18 protein-coding genes are annotated in these 16,860 nt (G+C 61.7%); 9 read left to right on the plus strand and 9 right to left on the minus strand.

Going from position 1 to position 16,860, the window contains the following annotated elements; genetic code table 11:
- The 4 genes from PHP59_RS06670 to PHP59_RS06685 all read left to right on the plus strand — a co-directional run.
- Positions 1–387 (plus strand): diphthamide synthesis protein (locus tag PHP59_RS06670; RefSeq protein ID WP_300165303.1); only part of this gene is annotated, 387 nt, incomplete at its 5' end.
- A 38-nt stretch (positions 388–425) separates the two neighbouring features.
- Positions 426–833, plus strand: a complete 408-nt coding sequence (locus PHP59_RS06675) for a hypothetical protein (RefSeq protein ID WP_300165305.1) — start codon at positions 426–428, stop codon at positions 831–833.
- A 47-nt stretch (positions 834–880) separates the two neighbouring features.
- Entirely contained in the window at positions 881–1,489 is a 609-nt protein-coding gene (locus PHP59_RS06680) for an METTL5 family protein (protein ID WP_300165307.1), read from the plus strand.
- A 1-nt stretch (position 1,490) separates the two neighbouring features.
- A complete protein-coding gene (locus PHP59_RS06685; RefSeq protein WP_300165309.1) occupies positions 1,491–2,672 on the plus strand; it encodes an MFS transporter in 1,182 nt (393 codons plus the stop codon).
- 406 nt (positions 2,673–3,078) lie between these two features.
- Here the strand turns inward: PHP59_RS06685 and PHP59_RS06690 are convergent, their stop codons facing one another.
- The 5 genes from PHP59_RS06690 to cofG form a co-directional block, all read right to left on the minus strand.
- Entirely contained in the window at positions 3,079–3,372 is a 294-nt protein-coding gene (locus PHP59_RS06690) for a ferredoxin-thioredoxin reductase catalytic domain-containing protein (RefSeq protein ID WP_300165311.1), read from the minus strand.
- Positions 3,373–3,438: 66 nt separating this feature from the next.
- Positions 3,439–4,140 carry a phosphoribosylformylglycinamidine synthase I gene (gene purQ / locus PHP59_RS06695; protein ID WP_300165313.1) on the minus strand — a complete coding sequence of 234 codons (702 nt, stop codon included), beginning with the start codon at positions 4,138–4,140 and terminating at the stop codon, positions 3,439–3,441.
- Positions 4,137–4,382 (minus strand): phosphoribosylformylglycinamidine synthase subunit PurS, encoded by a 246-nt coding sequence (gene purS / locus PHP59_RS06700; protein ID WP_300165315.1) that lies wholly within the window; start codon positions 4,380–4,382, stop codon positions 4,137–4,139. Before purS ends, purQ begins: the two co-directional genes overlap by 4 nt.
- 4 nt (positions 4,383–4,386) lie before the next feature.
- Positions 4,387–5,094, minus strand: a complete 708-nt coding sequence (gene purC / locus PHP59_RS06705) for a phosphoribosylaminoimidazolesuccinocarboxamide synthase (RefSeq protein WP_300165317.1) — start codon at positions 5,092–5,094, stop codon at positions 4,387–4,389.
- Entirely contained in the window at positions 5,091–6,074 is a 984-nt protein-coding gene (cofG, locus tag PHP59_RS06710) for a 7,8-didemethyl-8-hydroxy-5-deazariboflavin synthase subunit CofG (RefSeq protein WP_300165319.1), read from the minus strand. The genes purC and cofG overlap by 4 nt, the downstream gene beginning before the upstream one ends.
- A gap of 181 nt (positions 6,075–6,255) precedes the next feature.
- On the opposite strand from cofG, the gene cofC reads away from it, so the two are divergent.
- Positions 6,256–6,897, plus strand: a complete 642-nt coding sequence (cofC, locus tag PHP59_RS06715; protein WP_300165321.1) for a 2-phospho-L-lactate guanylyltransferase — start codon at positions 6,256–6,258, stop codon at positions 6,895–6,897.
- On the opposite strand, the gene cofE is transcribed toward cofC, so the two are convergent.
- Genes cofE through glyA form a run of 4 tightly spaced genes read right to left on the minus strand, consistent with a single transcriptional unit; the run spans position 6,823 to position 10,500 of the window.
- Positions 6,823–7,626 (minus strand): coenzyme F420-0:L-glutamate ligase, encoded by an 804-nt coding sequence (gene cofE / locus PHP59_RS06720; protein WP_300165323.1) that lies wholly within the window; start codon positions 7,624–7,626, stop codon positions 6,823–6,825. The genes cofC and cofE overlap by 75 nt on opposite strands.
- Positions 7,623–8,432 carry a dihydropteroate synthase gene (gene folP / locus PHP59_RS06725; protein ID WP_300165325.1) on the minus strand — a complete coding sequence of 270 codons (810 nt, stop codon included), beginning with the start codon at positions 8,430–8,432 and terminating at the stop codon, positions 7,623–7,625. The genes cofE and folP overlap by 4 nt, the downstream gene beginning before the upstream one ends.
- Positions 8,414–9,259, minus strand: coding sequence for a bifunctional methylenetetrahydrofolate dehydrogenase/methenyltetrahydrofolate cyclohydrolase FolD (folD, locus tag PHP59_RS06730; RefSeq protein WP_300165327.1), 846 nt, complete (start codon positions 9,257–9,259; stop codon positions 8,414–8,416). Before folD ends, folP begins: the two co-directional genes overlap by 19 nt.
- A complete protein-coding gene (gene glyA, locus PHP59_RS06735) occupies positions 9,256–10,500 on the minus strand; it encodes a serine hydroxymethyltransferase (protein ID WP_300165329.1) in 1,245 nt (414 codons plus the stop codon). The genes folD and glyA overlap by 4 nt, the downstream gene beginning before the upstream one ends.
- Positions 10,501–10,780: 280 nt before the next feature.
- Here glyA and PHP59_RS06740 point away from each other — a divergent pair, with 280 nt between their 5' ends.
- The 4 genes from PHP59_RS06740 to scpB are packed head-to-tail and all read left to right on the plus strand — an operon-like array spanning position 10,781 to position 15,986.
- A complete protein-coding gene (locus PHP59_RS06740; RefSeq protein WP_300165331.1) occupies positions 10,781–11,359 on the plus strand; it encodes a hypothetical protein in 579 nt (192 codons plus the stop codon).
- A gap of 11 nt (positions 11,360–11,370) precedes the next feature.
- The gene (gene smc / locus PHP59_RS06745; protein WP_300165333.1) at positions 11,371–14,811 is read left to right on the plus strand and encodes a chromosome segregation protein SMC; all 3,441 of its coding nucleotides are present in this window, start codon (positions 11,371–11,373) and stop codon (positions 14,809–14,811) included.
- Positions 14,804–15,526: a ScpA family protein gene (locus PHP59_RS06750; protein ID WP_300165335.1), complete on the plus strand. Its 723-nt coding sequence runs from the start codon at positions 14,804–14,806 to the stop codon at positions 15,524–15,526. The genes smc and PHP59_RS06750 overlap by 8 nt, the downstream gene beginning before the upstream one ends.
- A complete protein-coding gene (gene scpB, locus PHP59_RS06755) occupies positions 15,504–15,986 on the plus strand; it encodes an SMC-Scp complex subunit ScpB (protein ID WP_300165337.1) in 483 nt (160 codons plus the stop codon). The genes PHP59_RS06750 and scpB overlap by 23 nt, the downstream gene beginning before the upstream one ends.
- Positions 15,987–16,860: the final 874 nt, after the last annotated feature.

Below are 16,860 nucleotides of genomic sequence, written 5' to 3' on the forward strand. Positions count from 1 at the left end.
AAGAGGGTCGTCGCCCTCGACCCCTATACCGGCGAGGCGCAGGAGGTCTCAGCCGACCGTCTTCTCAGGCGGCGCTTCGCCCTCATCGAGAAGGCGCGGTCCGCGGAGAGCATCGGCATCCTCCTCTCGACGAAGAGCGGACAGGCACGGCCCGCGCTCGCCGCCCGCCTCGCCGCCCTCTCGGAGAAGGCGGTCGTGATCACGATGCGCGAGGTCTCAGCCGCGGAGATGACCAACTTCGGGTGCGGCGCCTATGTGAACACCGCCTGCCCTCGCCTCGCCTACGACGATCAGGTCCGCTTCCCTGTCCCCCTTCTCACCCCGCAGGAGTTCGAGATCCTGGTCGGTGTGCGCGAGTGGGAGGACTACGTCATCGACGAGATCTGAAGAGGAAGATATTTCGATCACCGGGGAGAGGGTCTGTCATGCGTCAGGCCCTCAGGTATGCCCTTATCTTCCTCGTCTCCCTCGCTCTCTTCTCTGCTTTTTTCATCCTTCCGATGGTCGGGGAGTCGTCAGGATATCTTGTCGCCTCCCCTTCCTCCCCTCTGTCTGAGAGCTCTTCCGTCGTCGTCCACCTCACGGAGGAGGACTTTGCCGCCCACCCTGCCCTGCACGACCTTGTCGTCGAGGGGAAGAAGGTGCGGCGTCCCACTGCCTTCTCCTTCCTCCCGCCGCCCGGTGACGACTGGAGTGCAATCGTCCTCAGCAGAGATGAGGAGCAGGCACTGTGGTGGACGTACATGTTTGTGCAGGAGGAGAACGACACCCACGTATCTGTGTTCCTCGAATACGCTGGGACCTATTGCCGCCTGGCACCCTCTCAGGGCTGACCCCTCCGGCACGTTCATCCCCCTCCTTTTCCAAGTATTATACAGATATGCGCCTGCGGCACCTTGAGATGACACTCCAGAAACTCTCCGGATTTCCTGCGCCAAAGCCGGCGCTCGAGCAGTACGCCACGCCGGCGACTGTCGCCGCCCGTCTCCTCCACCATGCCGCGGGGGAGGGTGCGATCGAGGGGAAACGCGTCCTCGACCTCGGCTGCGGCACCGGGATGCTCGCCTGCGGCGCCTCCCTCATCGGGGCCGGAGAGGTCGTCGGGGTCGACGTCGACATGGGGGCCCTGCGGACCGCGCAGGCGAACGCCGCCCTTATCGGTGCGGAGGTCGACCTCGTCTGCGGGGAAATCGGCCCGACCTTCCCTCTCAAGCCCCGGACCTTCGACACCGCCGTCATGAACCCCCCCTTCGGCGCCCAGAAAAAGCACGCCGACCGCCCCTTCATCGACTGCGCCCTCGCCTCGGCCGACGTCGTCTACGGTATCTTCAACGCCGGGTCACGCCCCTTTATCGAGACCTATATCTCCGGCCGCGGCCGGATCACCTCCGCAGTCGAGGGCTCCTTCACCATCCCGCGGACATTTGCCTTCCACCGCCGCGACCGCCTCGATATCCCGGTCGAGATCCTGCGGATCGAGAGGTGTTGAGGTGCTCAAGGAACTGAAGTCGGTTCTTGCCCTCTCCTTTGGCCACCTCGTTATTGACATCTACTCGCCGGTCATCCCGGCCGTCCTCCCCCTCCTCATCGCCACGCACGGCTGGTCGTACTTCCTTGCCGGTCTCCTCGTCGCCGCGTTCAACATCACCTCCTCTCTCCTCCAGCCTGCTGTCGGCTACCTCTCGGACAGGCGGGGCTTTTCCGTTCCTTTTGCCGTCCCCTTCCTCATCGCCTCCCTCTGCATCGGGGCCTTCGGTCTTGTCGGCGACTACCCCCTCCTCCTCCTCTGCGCTGCCCTCGCCGCTTTCGGCGCCGCGACCTTCCACCCCCTCGCCCTCTCGGCAGTGAACAGGGCGAGCAGGAACGAGAACCGGGGGAGGCTCACATCCATTTTCGTTATCGGGGGCAACCTCGGCTTCGCCCTCGGTCCGGTCCTCGCCGGTTTCGCGGTGAGCGCCCTCGGCCTCCCCGGCCTCCTCGTCCTCGCCGTCATCGGTATCGTCACCGCCCTCCTCTCGCCGCTGATCTTCCCCCGCGAGAGTGTCGAAGCCGGACATAAAGTCCGGCCCGCGGTGCGTGAGGCCCCTGCCTCCTACCGGCCTATCGCTCTCATAATCGCCGTGGGGGCGCTGCGCTCCTGGGTGATCTTCTCGGCCATCGCCTATCTGCCGACCTACTTCCACGAGCACCTTGGCGCCGACCTCGTCACCGCTACCACCCTCGTCTCCCTGATGCTCGTCGCCGGGGTTGTCGGGCAGTATGTCGGCGGCGTCCTCTCCGACACCTACGGAAGGAAGGAGTGGACTGTCTTCGGCCTTGCCGCCTCTGTCCCTTTCTTCGTCCTCTTCCTCACTTCGTCGGGCGCCTTCTCGTACGTCGCACTCCTCATCTTCGGCTTCTTCCTCTGGTCCACCTTCTCGGTCACGGTGGCGATGGCGCAGGAGGTGATGCCCGGCAATGTCGGGCTCGCCTCAGGGCTGATGCTCGGCCTTGCCGTCGGTGCGGGCGGGATTGGCGTCGCCGTCTCCGGTGCGATAGCCGACGCCTCCTCCCTCGGGACTGCCCTCGCCACCCTCCCCCTCCCGATTGCCGCGGCCCTCCTCCTCGTCTTCGCCGTCCCGTACCCCTGGAAGGCGCTGGCCGGGATGAGGGTGTCGGGCGGGCGGGGATGAGGGGGGTTTCCTCGATCTCCACTTTGGGTGGGATCCGGAGTCCCCTGCGATGGAGGAGACTGATCCACCGCCTTCCCCACAATATAGGCCGGGGGCTTTTCGAAAGCCTCTGGCTTTCTCAAGCTCGCTGACGCTCGCTGCCCCCGGACCCCCCCTTGCGATTGGTCCCGGGAAGATTGAGCAGAGATCCTGAAACGTGAGACTGCCATCCACCCCCAATCCTGACCGGGGAACGAGCGTCAGCGAGTTCGAGAAGACCATAGGTCTTCGAGGGCGGGGGCATAGTCCCCCGGCGTAGGCACACCAGAACTGGAATTTTTCAGGGTCGAAATCTCAGAAAACCAGGATTAACCAAAAAAAGAGAGGCGGCCCCCCAAACTACCTCTTTGTTCCGTGATCCGGTCTTTTATGCGTCCGTCTTCTGGAAATAGAGGCGGCAGTGGCACTGCCCTTCGTTCTCCACCTCGTCCCGATGGTAGATGCAGGGGCAGACGATCTTTTTATCCTCCTCGGCATCGCCGCTCCTGAGGCGGCAGGGGCAGTACTGCTCGCCGAACCGGATCGTGTTCCGTGCAAGCCCCCTGATCACGGTCTGCAACTGTTTGCCGTCCGGGTTGAGCGTCCAGCCGTTTTTCAGGGCGTAATCCTTTGCCCACTTCAGGATCTGCTCTTCGAGTTCTTCCTGTGCGATATCTGTCATCGCGAGACTATCGGCCGGAGGAGATAAATTCTTTTGCGGGGCGGCCCCGCGTGAAAAAAAGAGGGATCAGTCCTGTTCCTCGATCGTCTTGATCATGGAAAGGAAGATCTTCTTCCCGTCGGCAGAGCCGAGCACCTCTTCTGAGGCGCGCTCCGGGTGCGGCATCATGCAGAGGACGTTTTTCGCCCTGCCGCCGATGATGCCGGTGATGTTCTCCGCTGCGCCGTTCGGGTTCACCGCCGGGGTGACATTCCCTGCCTCGTCGCAGAACCTGAACACGACCCTGTCCTCCGCGTTGAGGCTTGCGAGGGTCGCCGGGGTTGCGACGTACCGCCCCTCCTTGTGGGCGATCGGGATCCTGACCACCTCGCCCTTCTTATACAGGCGGGTGAAGGGCGAGTCCGCAGTCTCGACCCGCAGGCAGACCGGCCTGCAGATGAACTTCGGCGTGGCATTGGTCGTGAAGGTGCCGGGCACCATCCCGCTCTCCGCCCCGATCTGGGCGCCGTTGCAGATCCCGAGGACAAGCCTGCCTGCATCTGCATGGCGGCGGATCGCGTCCATCACCGGCGTCCGTGCGGCGATCGCCCCGGCCCTCAGGTAGTCGCCGTAACTGAAGCCGCCCGGAATGACGATAGCGTCATAGTCCTGCTTCAGCCCGTCCTTGTACCAGACGAGGTCGCAGTCCACGCCGCAGACGTCGGCAAGGACATACTGGACATCGCGGTCGCAGTTGCTCCCTCCGAACTGGACCACCGCGAACTTCATGCTGCGACCTCGACCTCGTAGCGGTGGATGACCGGGTTCGCGAGCAGGCGCTCGCACATCTTCTCGGCCTCGGCCTGTGCGGCGTCGGCGCTTGCGGCTTCGAGGGTGACGAAGAAGACCCTCGCGGTGGAGAGGGACTCAGTCGTGAATCCAAGGTTCGCGAGGGCGTGCTGGATCGCACGCGCCTCGGGGTTGAGCATCCCGTCTTTCAGGGCAATCGTGATCTTGGCAGTGTACTTCATCATTTCACTCTCCGGTGAGGCGCCGTACGACCTCGGCATAGGTGGCCATGACGTCCCCCTTGTCGAAGCGGTAGACGTCTTTGTCCATCGAAGCATGGCTCTTCTTGTCCCACAGGCGCATCGAGTCCATGGAGATCTCGTCGCCGAGGAGGATCTCATCACCGTGGCGGCCGAACTCCAGCTTGAAATCGACAAGGTCGAGGCCGATTTTGTCGATCTTCTCCTTGAGAAGGTCGTTGATCTTGAGGGCGGCCTTTTTGACCTCTGCGATCTCCTCGGTGGTCATGAAGCCGAGGGCGACGATAATCTCGTCGTTGATCATGGGGTCGTGGCGGGCGTCGTCCTTATAGTCGAGGACGATCACCGGCGGGTTCAGGGGTGCGCCCTCCTCGAAGGGGTAGTTCCTGACAATGGAGCCTGCGGCGATGTTCCTGACGATCACTTCGACCGGGATCATCTTCAGGGGCCGCACGATCATCGTCGTTTCGTCCTCCATCCGGACAAAGTGCGTCGAAACGCCGTTCTCCTCCAGGTACCTGAAGAGATACGCCGAGACCCGGGCATTGTATGCGCCCTTCTGTGCGAGTTCGTCCTTCTTCGCACCGTCAAAGGCGGTGATATCATCCCTGAACTTCACGATCAGTTCGTCAGGGTTGTCAGAGCGGAATACGGACTTCGCCTTTCCGCGGTAGATAGGTTCCTGTTCAGTCACAAAGACCTCTCCTCAATATTTTTCTGGAGTTTGTGGATCAACGGCGCCAGCCTCTCCGCATACCATCCCTTCTCGATGAAGCGGCGGTAGATGCAGAGGCGCTCCTCCAATGTTGCGTCCCCGACAAGGCTCTTGAGATCCTGGACCTGCGGCCAGGGGTGCTCGGGGTTGACATAGTCGATGGTAAGGGGGGAGACCCCGCCGAGATCGTCGACGCCGCACGCAAGGAGCGAGGCGGCATCGGCGAGGTTTGGCGGGATCTGGACGGCGACCTCTGCTGGCAGGATCTCGCGGGCAAGCCTGATTGTCTCGGCCATCACTTCGGTCGTTGCCGGGGCGGTGTCGGCCATCCCTGTCCCCTCCTTCGGGCAGAAGTTCTGGACAATGACCTCCTGAATGTGGCCGTAGCGCCGGTGCAGCCCTGCGATCACTTCGAGGGACTCTTCCCTGTCTGCGGCCGTCTCCCCGATCCCGACGAGGATGCCGGTTGTGAAGGGTATCCTGAGCCTCCCTGCATTCTCGATCATCTCGATCCTGACGAGAGGGTCCTTCCCGGGTGAGTTCCGGTGTGCAGGGACATCTGCCGTCGTCTCAAGCATCAGCCCCATGCTGGCATTCACGTCGCGGAGACGTGCGAGTTCGTCGTAGGTCAGGATGCCGGCATTGGTGTGCGGCAGGACCCCGGCCCCGATCGCATACGCGCAGAGGTCATAACAGTAGTCGAGGATATCGGCATAACCGATCGCGGCGAGGTGATCGTTGAAACCCTGCACCTCGCCCGGCCTCTCGCCGAAGGTAAATAGTGCCTCGGTACAGCCGAGTCGCGCCCCCCCGTCGATCGTCCTGTGCACCTCTCCGGGCGGCATGACGCACCCTTCGGCGACGTCTCTCCTGAAACAGCAGTAACTGCAGGCGTTCGCGCAGACTGTGGTGAGCGGGAGGAAGATGTTTCGTGAAAAGGTGATCACCCGGCGGTGCATGCAGGTACCATTCCCCTTCCACCTTCATCTAACCTTCGCGTCGGTGGCGGCAGGGGATTTCCATCACTCTGCCGGGGGCCTGTCCGGAGAGGCGAGGCGCGAGATCGACTGCATGGGCCGACATGCGCGGCCGTGGCAAATCCGATTGTTTTTTCGGGGTATCGGGCCAAAGTCTTTTGAAATGCCAGTTGATGCTGTCATCCCCTTCAAGCCGAAGAATCCTAAGACCCGCCTCTCCTGCGTGATGGACCAGGAGGAGAGGGAAGCGTTTGCACGAGCGATGCTCTCCGACGTCATCCGTGCCGTGCGCACGGGGGGGTGTGCCCCTCTCCTCCTCTGCACCGCGCCCTTCGAGCACCCCGACGCCCCGGTGACTGTCGATCCGGCCGGGCTCAACGAGTCCCTGGACCGTGCCCTTGCCTCGGCAGAGGGCCCCCTGCTCATCATCATGGCCGACCTCCCCCTTGCCGACGGTGCGGCGATCGCGCGGATGATCGCGACGTCAGCCGACATTGCCATCATGCCCGGCCGCGGCGGGGGGACGAACGCGATCTTCGTGCGGGAACCGTCCCGGTATCATGTCGACTATTATGGAGCGAGTTTCCTGAAACACGCGGCGATCGCGGCCGATGCCGGCCTCTCCTGCGAAGTCGTCGATTCGTTCAGGCTCCATACCGACGTGGACGAAAAAGAGGATCTGGTCGAGGTCCTGATCCACGGGGCCGGTGCGGCCCGCAGGTACCTCGAGTCACTCGGCTTTGCTCTTTCTATTGAAAAGGGCAGGGTCGGCGTGGAGCGCCGCACCCATAAAGAGACAGTCTGAGGCGTCGATCGTCGGGATCCCGACATCGTCGGTGATCCCGATTCCGCTGCCCCTGAAGAGCACGGCCGGGACGCACTCGTCGGCCTCGCCCATGAGAAGTTCGGCCGCCGAGGCGAGACAGTCGCCGACCGCCCTTTTCGTCACCTCGAGTTTCCTGCCATAGAGGTCGAGCCTTCCGGCCTCGTCGACGACCGCGCGGATACCGGCACATCCGATGGCGACACCGCTGCACCCGAGGCGCATCGCGTGGGTGCGGGAGTCGATGACAAGCACGCCGATCTCTGCCCCCAGTCTCTCCCTGATCGCAGTTCTCATCTGTGCAGCACTTTTGTCCGGGTCGGCCGGGAGGGGCACGACAGCACCGTCAGGTGCATTTGAGTGATCCACACCCGCGTTCGGGAGGAGGGTGCCGTTCTTGAGGGTGAGAAGGTAGCCCGGTATCCCGCCGACCACGCAGTCTGACTCGCGCAGGACGACCTCCGCGATCCTCGGCTCAAGGTGGTAGCGCTCCGCAAGGGCGAGTGCCTCCGCGGAGGGGGTGACAGAGTCCAGGCTGACGACCCTTCCTTCGGCCGTCGCCACCGCCGATTCGGCGAGGAGGAGAATGTCCCCGTCCTGTATCCCCTGGCAGGGGGCGGCGCCGGCCGCCGCGATGACCTTTCCGGTCAGGTCGTCGCCGTCATGGATAAGCCCGGTATGCAGGGCATAGACACTGAACCATCCGCTCATAGTGATCGCTCCATATGTCTGATGACACGGACCGCATCGTGCGTCGCCGCCACGTCGTGGGTCCGCACCATGTCTGCGTCCGGGAGGAGATTCGCCGTCAGTGCGAGGGTGGCCGCGAGGCGCTCCTCCGACGGCCGGCCGATCAGGTCGCCGATGAAGGACTTGCGCGAGATCGCAAGGAGGATCGGGTACCCTGCTGCTTTAAACCTGCCGAAGTTGCGGCAGAGTTCCCAGTCGTCCGCATAGGTCCGTTCCGGTGTCCACCGACCGACCGCGGGGTCGAGGATCAGGCCCTCGATCCCGGCGGCGCGAGCGCGCTCTGTCACCTGACCGAGCGCGGCGAGAGTCGCCTTCGTCCCCTTCGGGTCGCCGGGGAGGCGACCGGTCGCCATGGCCACGACCGGCAGGTCGGAATCGGCCGCGAGGCGTGCGTACGCCGGGTTCGAGAGGCCGCTGATGTCGTTGATCAAATGGATGTCGTGGCGCAGGCAGGCCTCGAGCACCTCGGGGTACATCGTGTCCACCGAGACCGCGATGCCGCTGCCGTCGAGTTCGGAAAGGGCGGTTTCAATCCTTTCGATCTCTTCCGCAACCGTGATCGGCACCGATCCCGGTGCGGTGGACCGCGCACCCACGTCGACGATATCCGCGCCCTCGTCGATCATCGTGAAGGCACGGTCACGGACAGCACTTCCCGGAACATAGGATCCGGAAAAAAAAGATTCGGGGCTACAATTGATGATCCCCATGATGCGGACGGGTGCCCCGCCGCCGACTGTCCTGCCCTTCACAGCACAGGATTGCATGACCTCGCCTGTTCGGCCTTGAAGGTGTTTTCCATGAGGGTTGCAATGGTCATGGGCCCGACGCCGCCCGGCACCGGGGTGATGGCTGAAGCCTTCTCCGCGACAGCATCGAAGTCGACATCGCCGCAGAGTTTTCCGTTCTCGTCATGGTTGATGCCGACGTCGATGACGACCGCTCCCTCTTTCACCATCTCGGCCTTCACGAACCTGGCCCTGCCGATTGCGGAGACCAGGATGTCGGCTCTTTGCACGATTGCGGGGAGGTCCACGGTCTTCGAGTGGCAGATCGTCACCGTAGCGTCGGCGTTGAGGAGCAGGGCGGCCATCGGCCTCCCGACGTCCACGCTCCGCCCGACGACGACGGCGTTCCTGCCGGCGATCGGGATCCCGTACTCGGAGAGCATCGTCATGATGCCCCCAGGTGTGCAGGGCACGAACTGCGGCTGACCGGCGAAGAGTTTCCCGACATTCACCGGGTGGAAGCCGTCGACGTCCTTCTCAGGGAGGACGGCGTTGATCACCTTCTCCGTGTCCACCTGCTGCGGCAGGGGGAGCTGCACCAGGATCCCTGAGATCTCGGGGTCGTTGTTGAGGCGTTCGACCGCCTGGAGGACTTCCTGCGTCGTCGCCGTCTCAGGGAGTTCGATGCGGACCGATCCGATGCCGACCCGTTCGCATGCCCGGTGCTTCATCCGGACATACATCTGCGAGGCCGGGTCGCTGCCCACCAGAACCGTGGCGAGGTGGGGGTAGAGCCCCGACTCCTCGATCTTTTCCTTGAGGAGTTCGAGCCTCTTCTCCGATAGGACCTTGCCGTCGAGAATCATTCGATTACCGCGTAGATGGGGAATTTGCTCGCAAGTGTCTCGACGTCCTTCCTCACCCCTGCGATCTTCTCCTTGTTCTCGATGTCGTTGAGGACGGTGGCGATGAAGTGCCCGATCTGCTTCATCTCTTCTTCTTTCATGCCGCGGGAGGTGACGGCCGGGGTGCCGATCCGCAGACCGCTGGTCACGAAGGGGGAGAGGGTCTCGCGCGGGATTGTGTTCTTGTTCACGGTGATCCCGGCGTCGTGCAGGGCGTTCTCGGCCTGCAGGCCGGTCAGGCCCTTGTCAGAGAGGTCGAGGAGCATGAGGTGATTGTCGGTGCCGCCGGAGACAAGGCGCAGCCCTTCGGAGTCGAGGGTAGCGGCGAGGGTCTTTGCGTTCTTGACGACCTGTTTGCAGTAGTCCGTGTACGAGGGGGTGAGCGCTTCTTTGAAGCAGACCGCCTTGGCGGCGATGATGTGCATCAGGGGGCCGCCCTGCAGGCCGGGGAAGACTGCCTTGTCGATGGCCTGTGCGTCTTCTTTGCGGCACATGATCGCGCCGCCGCGGGGGCCGCGGAGGGTCTTGTGAGTGGTCGTCGTGGTGAAGGGGAGGACGTCCAGCGGGGAGTTGTGGAGGCCGGTGGCGACAAGGCCCGCGATGTGGGCGATGTCGGCCATACAGGAGGCCCCGACGTCCTCGGCGATCTCGCCGAAGGCCTTGAAGTCGATCTCGCGCGGGTAAGCCGAGGCGCCGCAGACGATCATCTGCGGCTTCTCTTTCCGTGCCATGTCGGCCAGGGCCGCGTAGTCGATGACCTCGGTCTCATGATCCACGCCGTACTGGACGACATTGTACATCTTGCCGGAGAAGCTCACCGGCGAACCGTGGGAAAGGTGGCCGCCCTCGGAGAGCTTCATGGACATGATCTTGTCGCCGTACTTGATGGTGGCGAAGTAGACGGCCATGTTGGCGCCTGAGCCCGAGTGGGGCTGGACGTTCGCATGCTCCGCGCCGAAGAGCTGGCAAAGACGGTCCCGTGCGAGGTTCTCGATCATGTCGTAGTATTCGCAGCCGCCGTAATACCGCTTCCCCGGGTATCCTTCGGCATACTTGTTGGTCAGGATCGAGCCTGCGGCTTCGATGACGGCCTTCGATACGACATTTTCCGATGCGATAAGTTCAAGGCCGTTTGTCTGCCTGAGGCGCTCTTTTTCGATAATTTCCGTGAGTTCTGGATCAGTACTGGCAAGACTAGACATGTACAAAAACATCGCCGTGATCAGTATTATGTCTTCGGCCGTTGCCAGTGCAGAATGCCGCCATGTCCCGGGGATTGTTCTCCCGGCCGGCAGGATCCCGGTTATTTCTCGTTCATCCTCTTTCCCCCGCGGGGTCAGACTCCCCTGTCTCGCCCTCTCTGTCAGGGGGTCCGGGCGTCAGTCTGGTATTCTGTCCTTTATTATTCTGTCCCCGGATCGGCGGAGAATAAGAGCACAATCATTATAGGTCAATAGCATCATCTTAATCTTGAGGGACGATATGCTCAATAAAGATGCCAAAGTGAAATTCCTTGAGCATCAACTTGAAGAGAGGGAGAGGGAGATTGTGTCGATGCGGGACTCGGAGAAGACTTTTGCGTCGCCGGAAGACGAGCGGATCTACCGGCTTGAACAGCGGTTGAAGGAGATGGAGGCCCTTGTCAAGGGACTGACCGATGAGGTGCTCGACCTCAAGACGGTGACGATGCGGCTCAACCGCGCCTTTGAGGCGAAGGCAGAGGTTGAACGGGCGGAACGTATGAAGCCGAAGGTCTTTATCGAAGAGGTGCCCGAAATGAAGGAAGACGTCGTCCGCAGGCCTGCCCCCGCCCCGCAGAAGGTTGTCCTCCCCGCCCCCGCCCCCGAGGAGGACGAGAGCGGCATGGACCTCATCATGCAGACCGATGGGACACTCAAGAAGGAACGGCGAAAACATTCCGATTACATCGTTGCCCCCACGAACCAGGCCCCTGCCTGTCTCACCTCTGAGCGGCGGTCCGGCTCTCGCAGGAATACGGAGAGACGGTCCGGCGCCATCATCTTTGCAGAGGAAGAGGACGACACGAGTATCAGGAAATAAGGGGCTGCCTGGTGTACATCACCGGAATTGAGATCGACAATTTCAAGTCTTTTGCAAAAAAGACCTCTATTCCGTTTTTAGAGGGTTTCACCGTCGTGTCTGGCCCGAACGGGTCGGGAAAGAGCAATATCATCGACAGCCTGCTCTTTGCCCTCGCCCTCGCGAGCGCTCGCGGTCTCCGGGCCGAGAAACTGACAGATCTCATCAACCTCAACTCAGGCAAAAATACCGCCGAGGTGGCGATCACCTTTTCTGATGGCACCGAGATCAGGCGGCGGATCAAGAGGACGGCCTCCAACTATTATTCCTATAATTACCTCAATGGCAGGCTCGTCAAACAGAACGATATCATTGAGGTCCTCGCAAAGATCGGGATCCGGCCCGAGGGCTACAATGTGGTGATGCAGGGCGACATCACCAGGATCATGGAGATGAGCGACGGCGATCGGCGTCGGATCATCGACGAGATCGCCGGCGTCTCTGAGTTCGAAGGGAAGAAGGCCAGAGCCCTCGACGAACTCGAAGTGGTGCGCGAACGGATCGAGCGCGAGGAGGTGGTGCTCTTCGAGCTCAATGCCCGCCTGGAGGAGTTGAAGCAGGAGCGGGAACAGGCGCTGGCGTATCAGCACTGGAAGGAGCGTCTTGAGCATTTCCAGCGCTGCCGGGCTGTAGCACGCGTGCGCGAGATGCGTGCCGAGCACGCCTCCCTCTCCACCCAGATCGCGGACCAGAACCTCGCCCTTGAGCGCGCCCTTGCCGACCTCGGGATCGAGGAGAACGACCTGGCGTACCTGAGGGGCGACCTTGCCGATGCCGATGCCGAGATTAACGAGAAGAGCGGCACCGAATATCTCAAACTGATCGCTGCTCTTGAAGAGGCGAAAGGACGGATCAAGGTTGCAGAAGGGGCGATCGCCCGCCTGAAAAAGGAGAAGGACGAGAACCTGGAGGGTATCAACCGGGCCTTCCTCGATGAGAAGCGTGCTTCCGAACGGGTGACGGCCTGCACCGAGCAGGTCAGGGCTCTCTCCATCGACAGGGCGAACCTTGCGATGGAGTGCGCCGCCGCGAAGGCGAAGACCGAGAACCTCGAAGCTGAGATCTCGCAGGGCGGGAAGGAGGCCGAGGGCCTGAAGCAGCAACTCTTCTCTCTGATGGAGGCGGCCGGCGCGAAGAAGACCCGGCGGTCCGAACTCCTGCACGAACAGGACCTGCTGATCGAGAAGAGCAGGATGCGGACCTCGGAGATCGAGCGGCTGGAGGCGCGCCTTGCCGAGGCGCGGGAGGGTTACGGCACCCTGGAGGCCGGGATAGGGGAGGCAAGAAAGGCAACTGAGGTGGCTGCGGCGGAGAAGGCGGCCCTTGACCGGAGGCTTTCCGAGACGGAGAGCACCCTCTTTGCCCGGCGTTCGTCCCTCGAACGTCTCAGAAGGGAGATACAGACGGACGAACGGGATATGATGCGGCTGGAAGCGCAGCAGCAGTCGAGGGACGGGGCCGGCGGCCCCGCCCTTGAGGCGGTGCTTGCGATGGACGGCATCTATGGTACGGTCGCCCAGCTCGGCCGTGCCCCTCCCGAGTACGCCACCGCTCTCGATGTGGCAGCCGGGGGTAAGCTCCGCTATGTCGTTGCCGGGGACGACACAATTGCCGCGGGTGCAATCCAGTACCTCAAGGAAGGGAGGCTTGGCAGGCTCACCTTCCTCCCCCTCAATAAGATGAAGCCGCGGGAGTACTCGCCTGTGCGCGATCCCGGCGTGATCGACTATGCGGTCAATCTGCTTTCCTTCGACCGCCGGTATGACCTTGCCTTCCAGCAGGTCTTTGGCTCGACTGTGGTGGTGGACACCCTGGAGAATGCGCGCCGCCTCCTCGGGAAGTACAGGATGGTCACTCTCGAAGGTGAACTCCTGGAGAAGTCCGGGGCGATGACCGGCGGTTTCCTGAAGAAGAAGCAGGGGGGAGGTTTCGGCGCGGCTGTCGAAGACGAGATCGCGAAGGTCTCCCATGCTCTTGCCGGAAAGCAGGAGGAGGCGGTGGGGTTCGAACGGTCCATCTCCCGCCTCACCGCGGAGGTGGACGAGGGTCGGCAGAAGCGTGCCGGGATCGAGCAGGGCCTCGCGCGCTATGGCCTTGTCATCGAGGAGTACGGCCGGCGTCTGGCGTCTCAGAAGGCTGAGGAGGAGAGGGTCGGCAGGGATCTTGCTGCCCTGAAGGGCGAGGTGGAAGAGAGCGCCGCCGCCCTTGCGGCTGTCGAGACCGAGCTTGACGGAGTTGGAGACGCCCTTGCGGCACTGAATGGACGGATCGACGAACTGAAGAAGAAACTGGATGACACCGAGATCCCGCGCCTTACCGAGGAACTGGAACGGGCGCGGCGGGAGTATGAGGGTGTCGAGCGGAGGCTGCGGAACAAGGAGGCCGACATCACCGATGCCCAGCGCGAAAGGCAGTACTTCGAGAAGAGGGTGCAGGAACTCTCTGCCGAGCGCGATCGTCTGACAGGGAAGAACCGCGGGATCGACGGCGAGGTCGCCGCGGCCGGAGAGGAGATCACGTCGGCGCGTAATGAGATCGCAGACCTTGAGGGGCGGCAGCAGTCCTTCTCCGCCGAGATTACTGCTCTGCGCACAAAACGCGATGAGATCGCCGCAAAGATCGCCGCCGCCGAGAAGCGGTGCGCCGGGTTGAACGCGCAGGCCGACCGCATCCGTCTCCTGGTCATGACGCTCACTGAGAAGGCCGATGCGCTTATAGTCGAGATCGAGTCCCTGCAGGTGGACGGGGGGGAGGAGACTGACCTCTCCCTGGCCGAGATCGAGGGGGGGATTACGGAGGCCGATCGATCTCTGCGCGCGCTCGGGGCGGTGAACATGCTCGCCATCGAGGAGTACGGGAAGGTCGCGGAGAGGATCGAGGACCGGACCCGGAAAAAGGAGGTGCTCTCCGCGGAGAGGACCTCCATCATCGAGCGGATCGAGCACTTCGACAAGATGAAATATGACTCTTTCATGACGGCCTTCAGGGCGATCGACGCGAACTTCAGGGAAGTCTTTGCGCGGCTCACCGCCGGGAGCGGTCACCTCGCCCTGGACAATGAGGAGGATCCCTTCGCCGGCGGTCTCACCTTTGCAGTCCAGCCGCGCGGGAAGAAGGTGCAACTTCTCTCCGCTCTCTCCGGAGGGGAGAAGTCCCTGACGACTCTCGCCTTCCTCTTCTCGATCCAGAAATATCTCCCTGCTCCGTTCTATGCGTTCGATGAGGTGGACATGTTCCTCGACGGTTCGAATGTGGAGCAGGTTGCCGCCATGATTCGAGAACTCTCGCGGAATGCACAGTTCATCACGGTCTCCCTCCGCAAACCGATGATCGAGTGTGCGGACAGGATCATGGGCGTGACGATCCGCCAGGACAAGAGTACGCTCGTTACCGGTGTCGAGAATCATGCATGAGGAGCCTGTTGAGATCCTGGTGCGCCTCGCGGAGCGCGGGGAGATCGATCCCTGGAATATCGATATTGTCGAGGTGACCGATCGCTTTCTCTCCGAACTGGAACGGTGTCAGGAACTTGATCTTGCTGTTTCAGGGAGGACTCTCTTCTACGCGGCGACTCTCCTGCGGATGAAGTCAGAATACCTTTCTGCCGATCCCGATGGGGAACAGGTGGAGGGCGATGTCGATGCGGGGGGGGAGGACGGCGACGACTTTGGTAGGCCGGAGATCGGGGAACCGATCGAGCACCTCGAGCGGGAGATCAGGCGCAGGATCGGTCGGAAGAAGGTGCGGCACAGGCCTGTCACCCTTTATGAGCTGATCACGGAACTGAAGGCGGCTGAGAAAGAGGAGCGCCGCCGTCAACGCCAGCGTCAGAGTCCCCGCCCTCCGGGAGATGACCTGATCCGCGCCTCGGATGTCGTCTCGGTGGCCCATGATGAGGACTATGGGGGGGCGGCGACGGCGGTGATGGCGTGCTATGGCAGACTGGCCCCTGACGGTTCTGCGGTGACGATGCGCTCCCTCTGCTCCTCTCTCGGGCGCGGGACGATAGATGTCTATATCCCGCTCCTCTTTCTCATGCTCGAGGGGACAGTCGAGATCTGGCAGGAAGAGTATTTTGGCGACGTGTATGTGAGGAGGAAAGAGAATGGACAGAGTGGCGATGCTTGAGGCGGTTCTTTTTGTGGCCGACGCACCGGTGGAGTACCGGGATCTGGAGCGTATGCTTGGTGTGCGGCACGAGGATGTGCCTGCGCTTGCGGCGGAACTTTCCGGGCGCCTTCTGGAGTGCATATCTCCTCTTGAGGTACTGGACTCGGGGGAGAGTGTGTTTATGGTCCTGAAAGAGGAGTTCAGCGATCTGGTCTATCCCCTGGTCCGCCCGGAGATCTCGCGTGCGGTGCTGCGCACCCTTTCGGTGGTCGCCTACAGGCAGCCGATTCTGCAGAGTGATCTGGTGGAGATACGAGGGAGCGGCGCGTACGCCCATGTGGACGAGCTGGTGGGGCGGAATCTGGTAGCGCGCCAGCGCGAGGGGAGGAGTTATGTCCTCCAGACGACGCCGGAATTCTCACGCTACTTCAAGACCGCTGATCTCGCGGGCGGTCAGGAGCGCCTGGATACGGATTAGGTTTATATGGAAGAGCCGACAACATATTGAGGTCGTGTCTGAGACGACCCACAGGGGCGAATGCTCCTGCGGATGTATCCGTTTCTCGGGTCTTCCGGGAAAGAAAGGGTATATATACGTCAAAGACTAAGTTTGTTATCACACAAGGTGGCTCCTGCGGGTTGCTCTGCAATCTGTGGGGATTGGTGCTCTGGGATGTGGATCTTTCTTTAACACCCTTCGGGGTGACTGCGAAGGTTTATATCTCAGAACTCCCTATGTTGTTACCTCGCAAGATGACTGGGGTCGATGAATCCGACGAGATCGGAATCGATCCTCATGGAATTGAGGTAATGGGGCTGTGGATCTTTCTTTAACACCCTTCGGGGTGACTGCGAAGGTTTATATCCTCTGAACTCCAAGATGGTTATCTCACGCTCGGTTATGATGTTCCGGGATGTCTGCCTTTCACTCCTTCAAGGGGAGCAGCGAAGGTTTATATCCTATACGGTGCAATATAGTAGAGCACGATGACTGGTGCTGATGACTCCGGCAAGTCCGGAATCAGCCCCTGGGGTTCCGCCTTCTGAGATGAAATCTTTGTAACTCCTTGGGGTGCAAAGCATTATATACTCGGAAGTCGTAGATTGTTACCTCGCAAGGTGACTCTGAACCGGCATCCCTGGTTCAGATGGTTGGCCACAAAGGTTTATAACCCTTGATGTCCAATACTGTAATCCCACGAAGTCACTCGGGAACGGCGCTTATAGTCGCTCCCAAAAAGGGACACAGAACTAGATTCTGTGTTTTGATGGAGAATCAAAATCACCGATTGGTCGGTGTTGATTCTGACGTTGGCATTGGCAATGCGGAAATCTGTTTAGTAACCGCTAAT

Origin of the sequence: Methanofollis sp., from assembly GCF_028702905.1 — an archaeon.
GTDB lineage: Archaea > Halobacteriota > Methanomicrobia > Methanomicrobiales > Methanofollaceae > Methanofollis.

What these genes read in the sequence shown, in the direction of transcription:
- PHP59_RS06675 (WP_300165305.1), top strand. Translation starts at nt 426, where the DNA reads ATGCGTCAGGCCCTCAGGTATGCCCTTATCTTCCTCGTCTCCCTCGCT.
- PHP59_RS06680 (WP_300165307.1), top strand. Translation starts at nt 881, where the DNA reads ATGCGCCTGCGGCACCTTGAGATGACACTCCAGAAACTCTCCGGATTT.
- PHP59_RS06690 (WP_300165311.1), bottom strand. Translation starts at nt 3,372, where the DNA reads ATGACAGATATCGCACAGGAAGAACTCGAAGAGCAGATCCTGAAGTGG.
- purQ (WP_300165313.1), bottom strand. Translation starts at nt 4,140, where the DNA reads ATGAAGTTCGCGGTGGTCCAGTTCGGAGGGAGCAACTGCGACCGCGAT.
- purS (WP_300165315.1), bottom strand. Translation starts at nt 4,382, where the DNA reads ATGAAGTACACTGCCAAGATCACGATTGCCCTGAAAGACGGGATGCTC.
- cofG (WP_300165319.1), bottom strand. Translation starts at nt 6,074, where the DNA reads ATGCACCGCCGGGTGATCACCTTTTCACGAAACATCTTCCTCCCGCTC.
- cofC (WP_300165321.1), top strand. Translation starts at nt 6,256, where the DNA reads ATGCCAGTTGATGCTGTCATCCCCTTCAAGCCGAAGAATCCTAAGACC.
- cofE (WP_300165323.1), bottom strand. Translation starts at nt 7,626, where the DNA reads ATGAGCGGATGGTTCAGTGTCTATGCCCTGCATACCGGGCTTATCCAT.
- folP (WP_300165325.1), bottom strand. Translation starts at nt 8,432, where the DNA reads ATGCAATCCTGTGCTGTGAAGGGCAGGACAGTCGGCGGCGGGGCACCC.
- folD (WP_300165327.1), bottom strand. Translation starts at nt 9,259, where the DNA reads ATGATTCTCGACGGCAAGGTCCTATCGGAGAAGAGGCTCGAACTCCTC.
- glyA (WP_300165329.1), bottom strand. Translation starts at nt 10,500, where the DNA reads ATGTCTAGTCTTGCCAGTACTGATCCAGAACTCACGGAAATTATCGAA.
- PHP59_RS06740 (WP_300165331.1), top strand. Translation starts at nt 10,781, where the DNA reads ATGCTCAATAAAGATGCCAAAGTGAAATTCCTTGAGCATCAACTTGAA.
- PHP59_RS06750 (WP_300165335.1), top strand. Translation starts at nt 14,804, where the DNA reads ATGCATGAGGAGCCTGTTGAGATCCTGGTGCGCCTCGCGGAGCGCGGG.
- scpB (WP_300165337.1), top strand. Translation starts at nt 15,504, where the DNA reads ATGGACAGAGTGGCGATGCTTGAGGCGGTTCTTTTTGTGGCCGACGCA.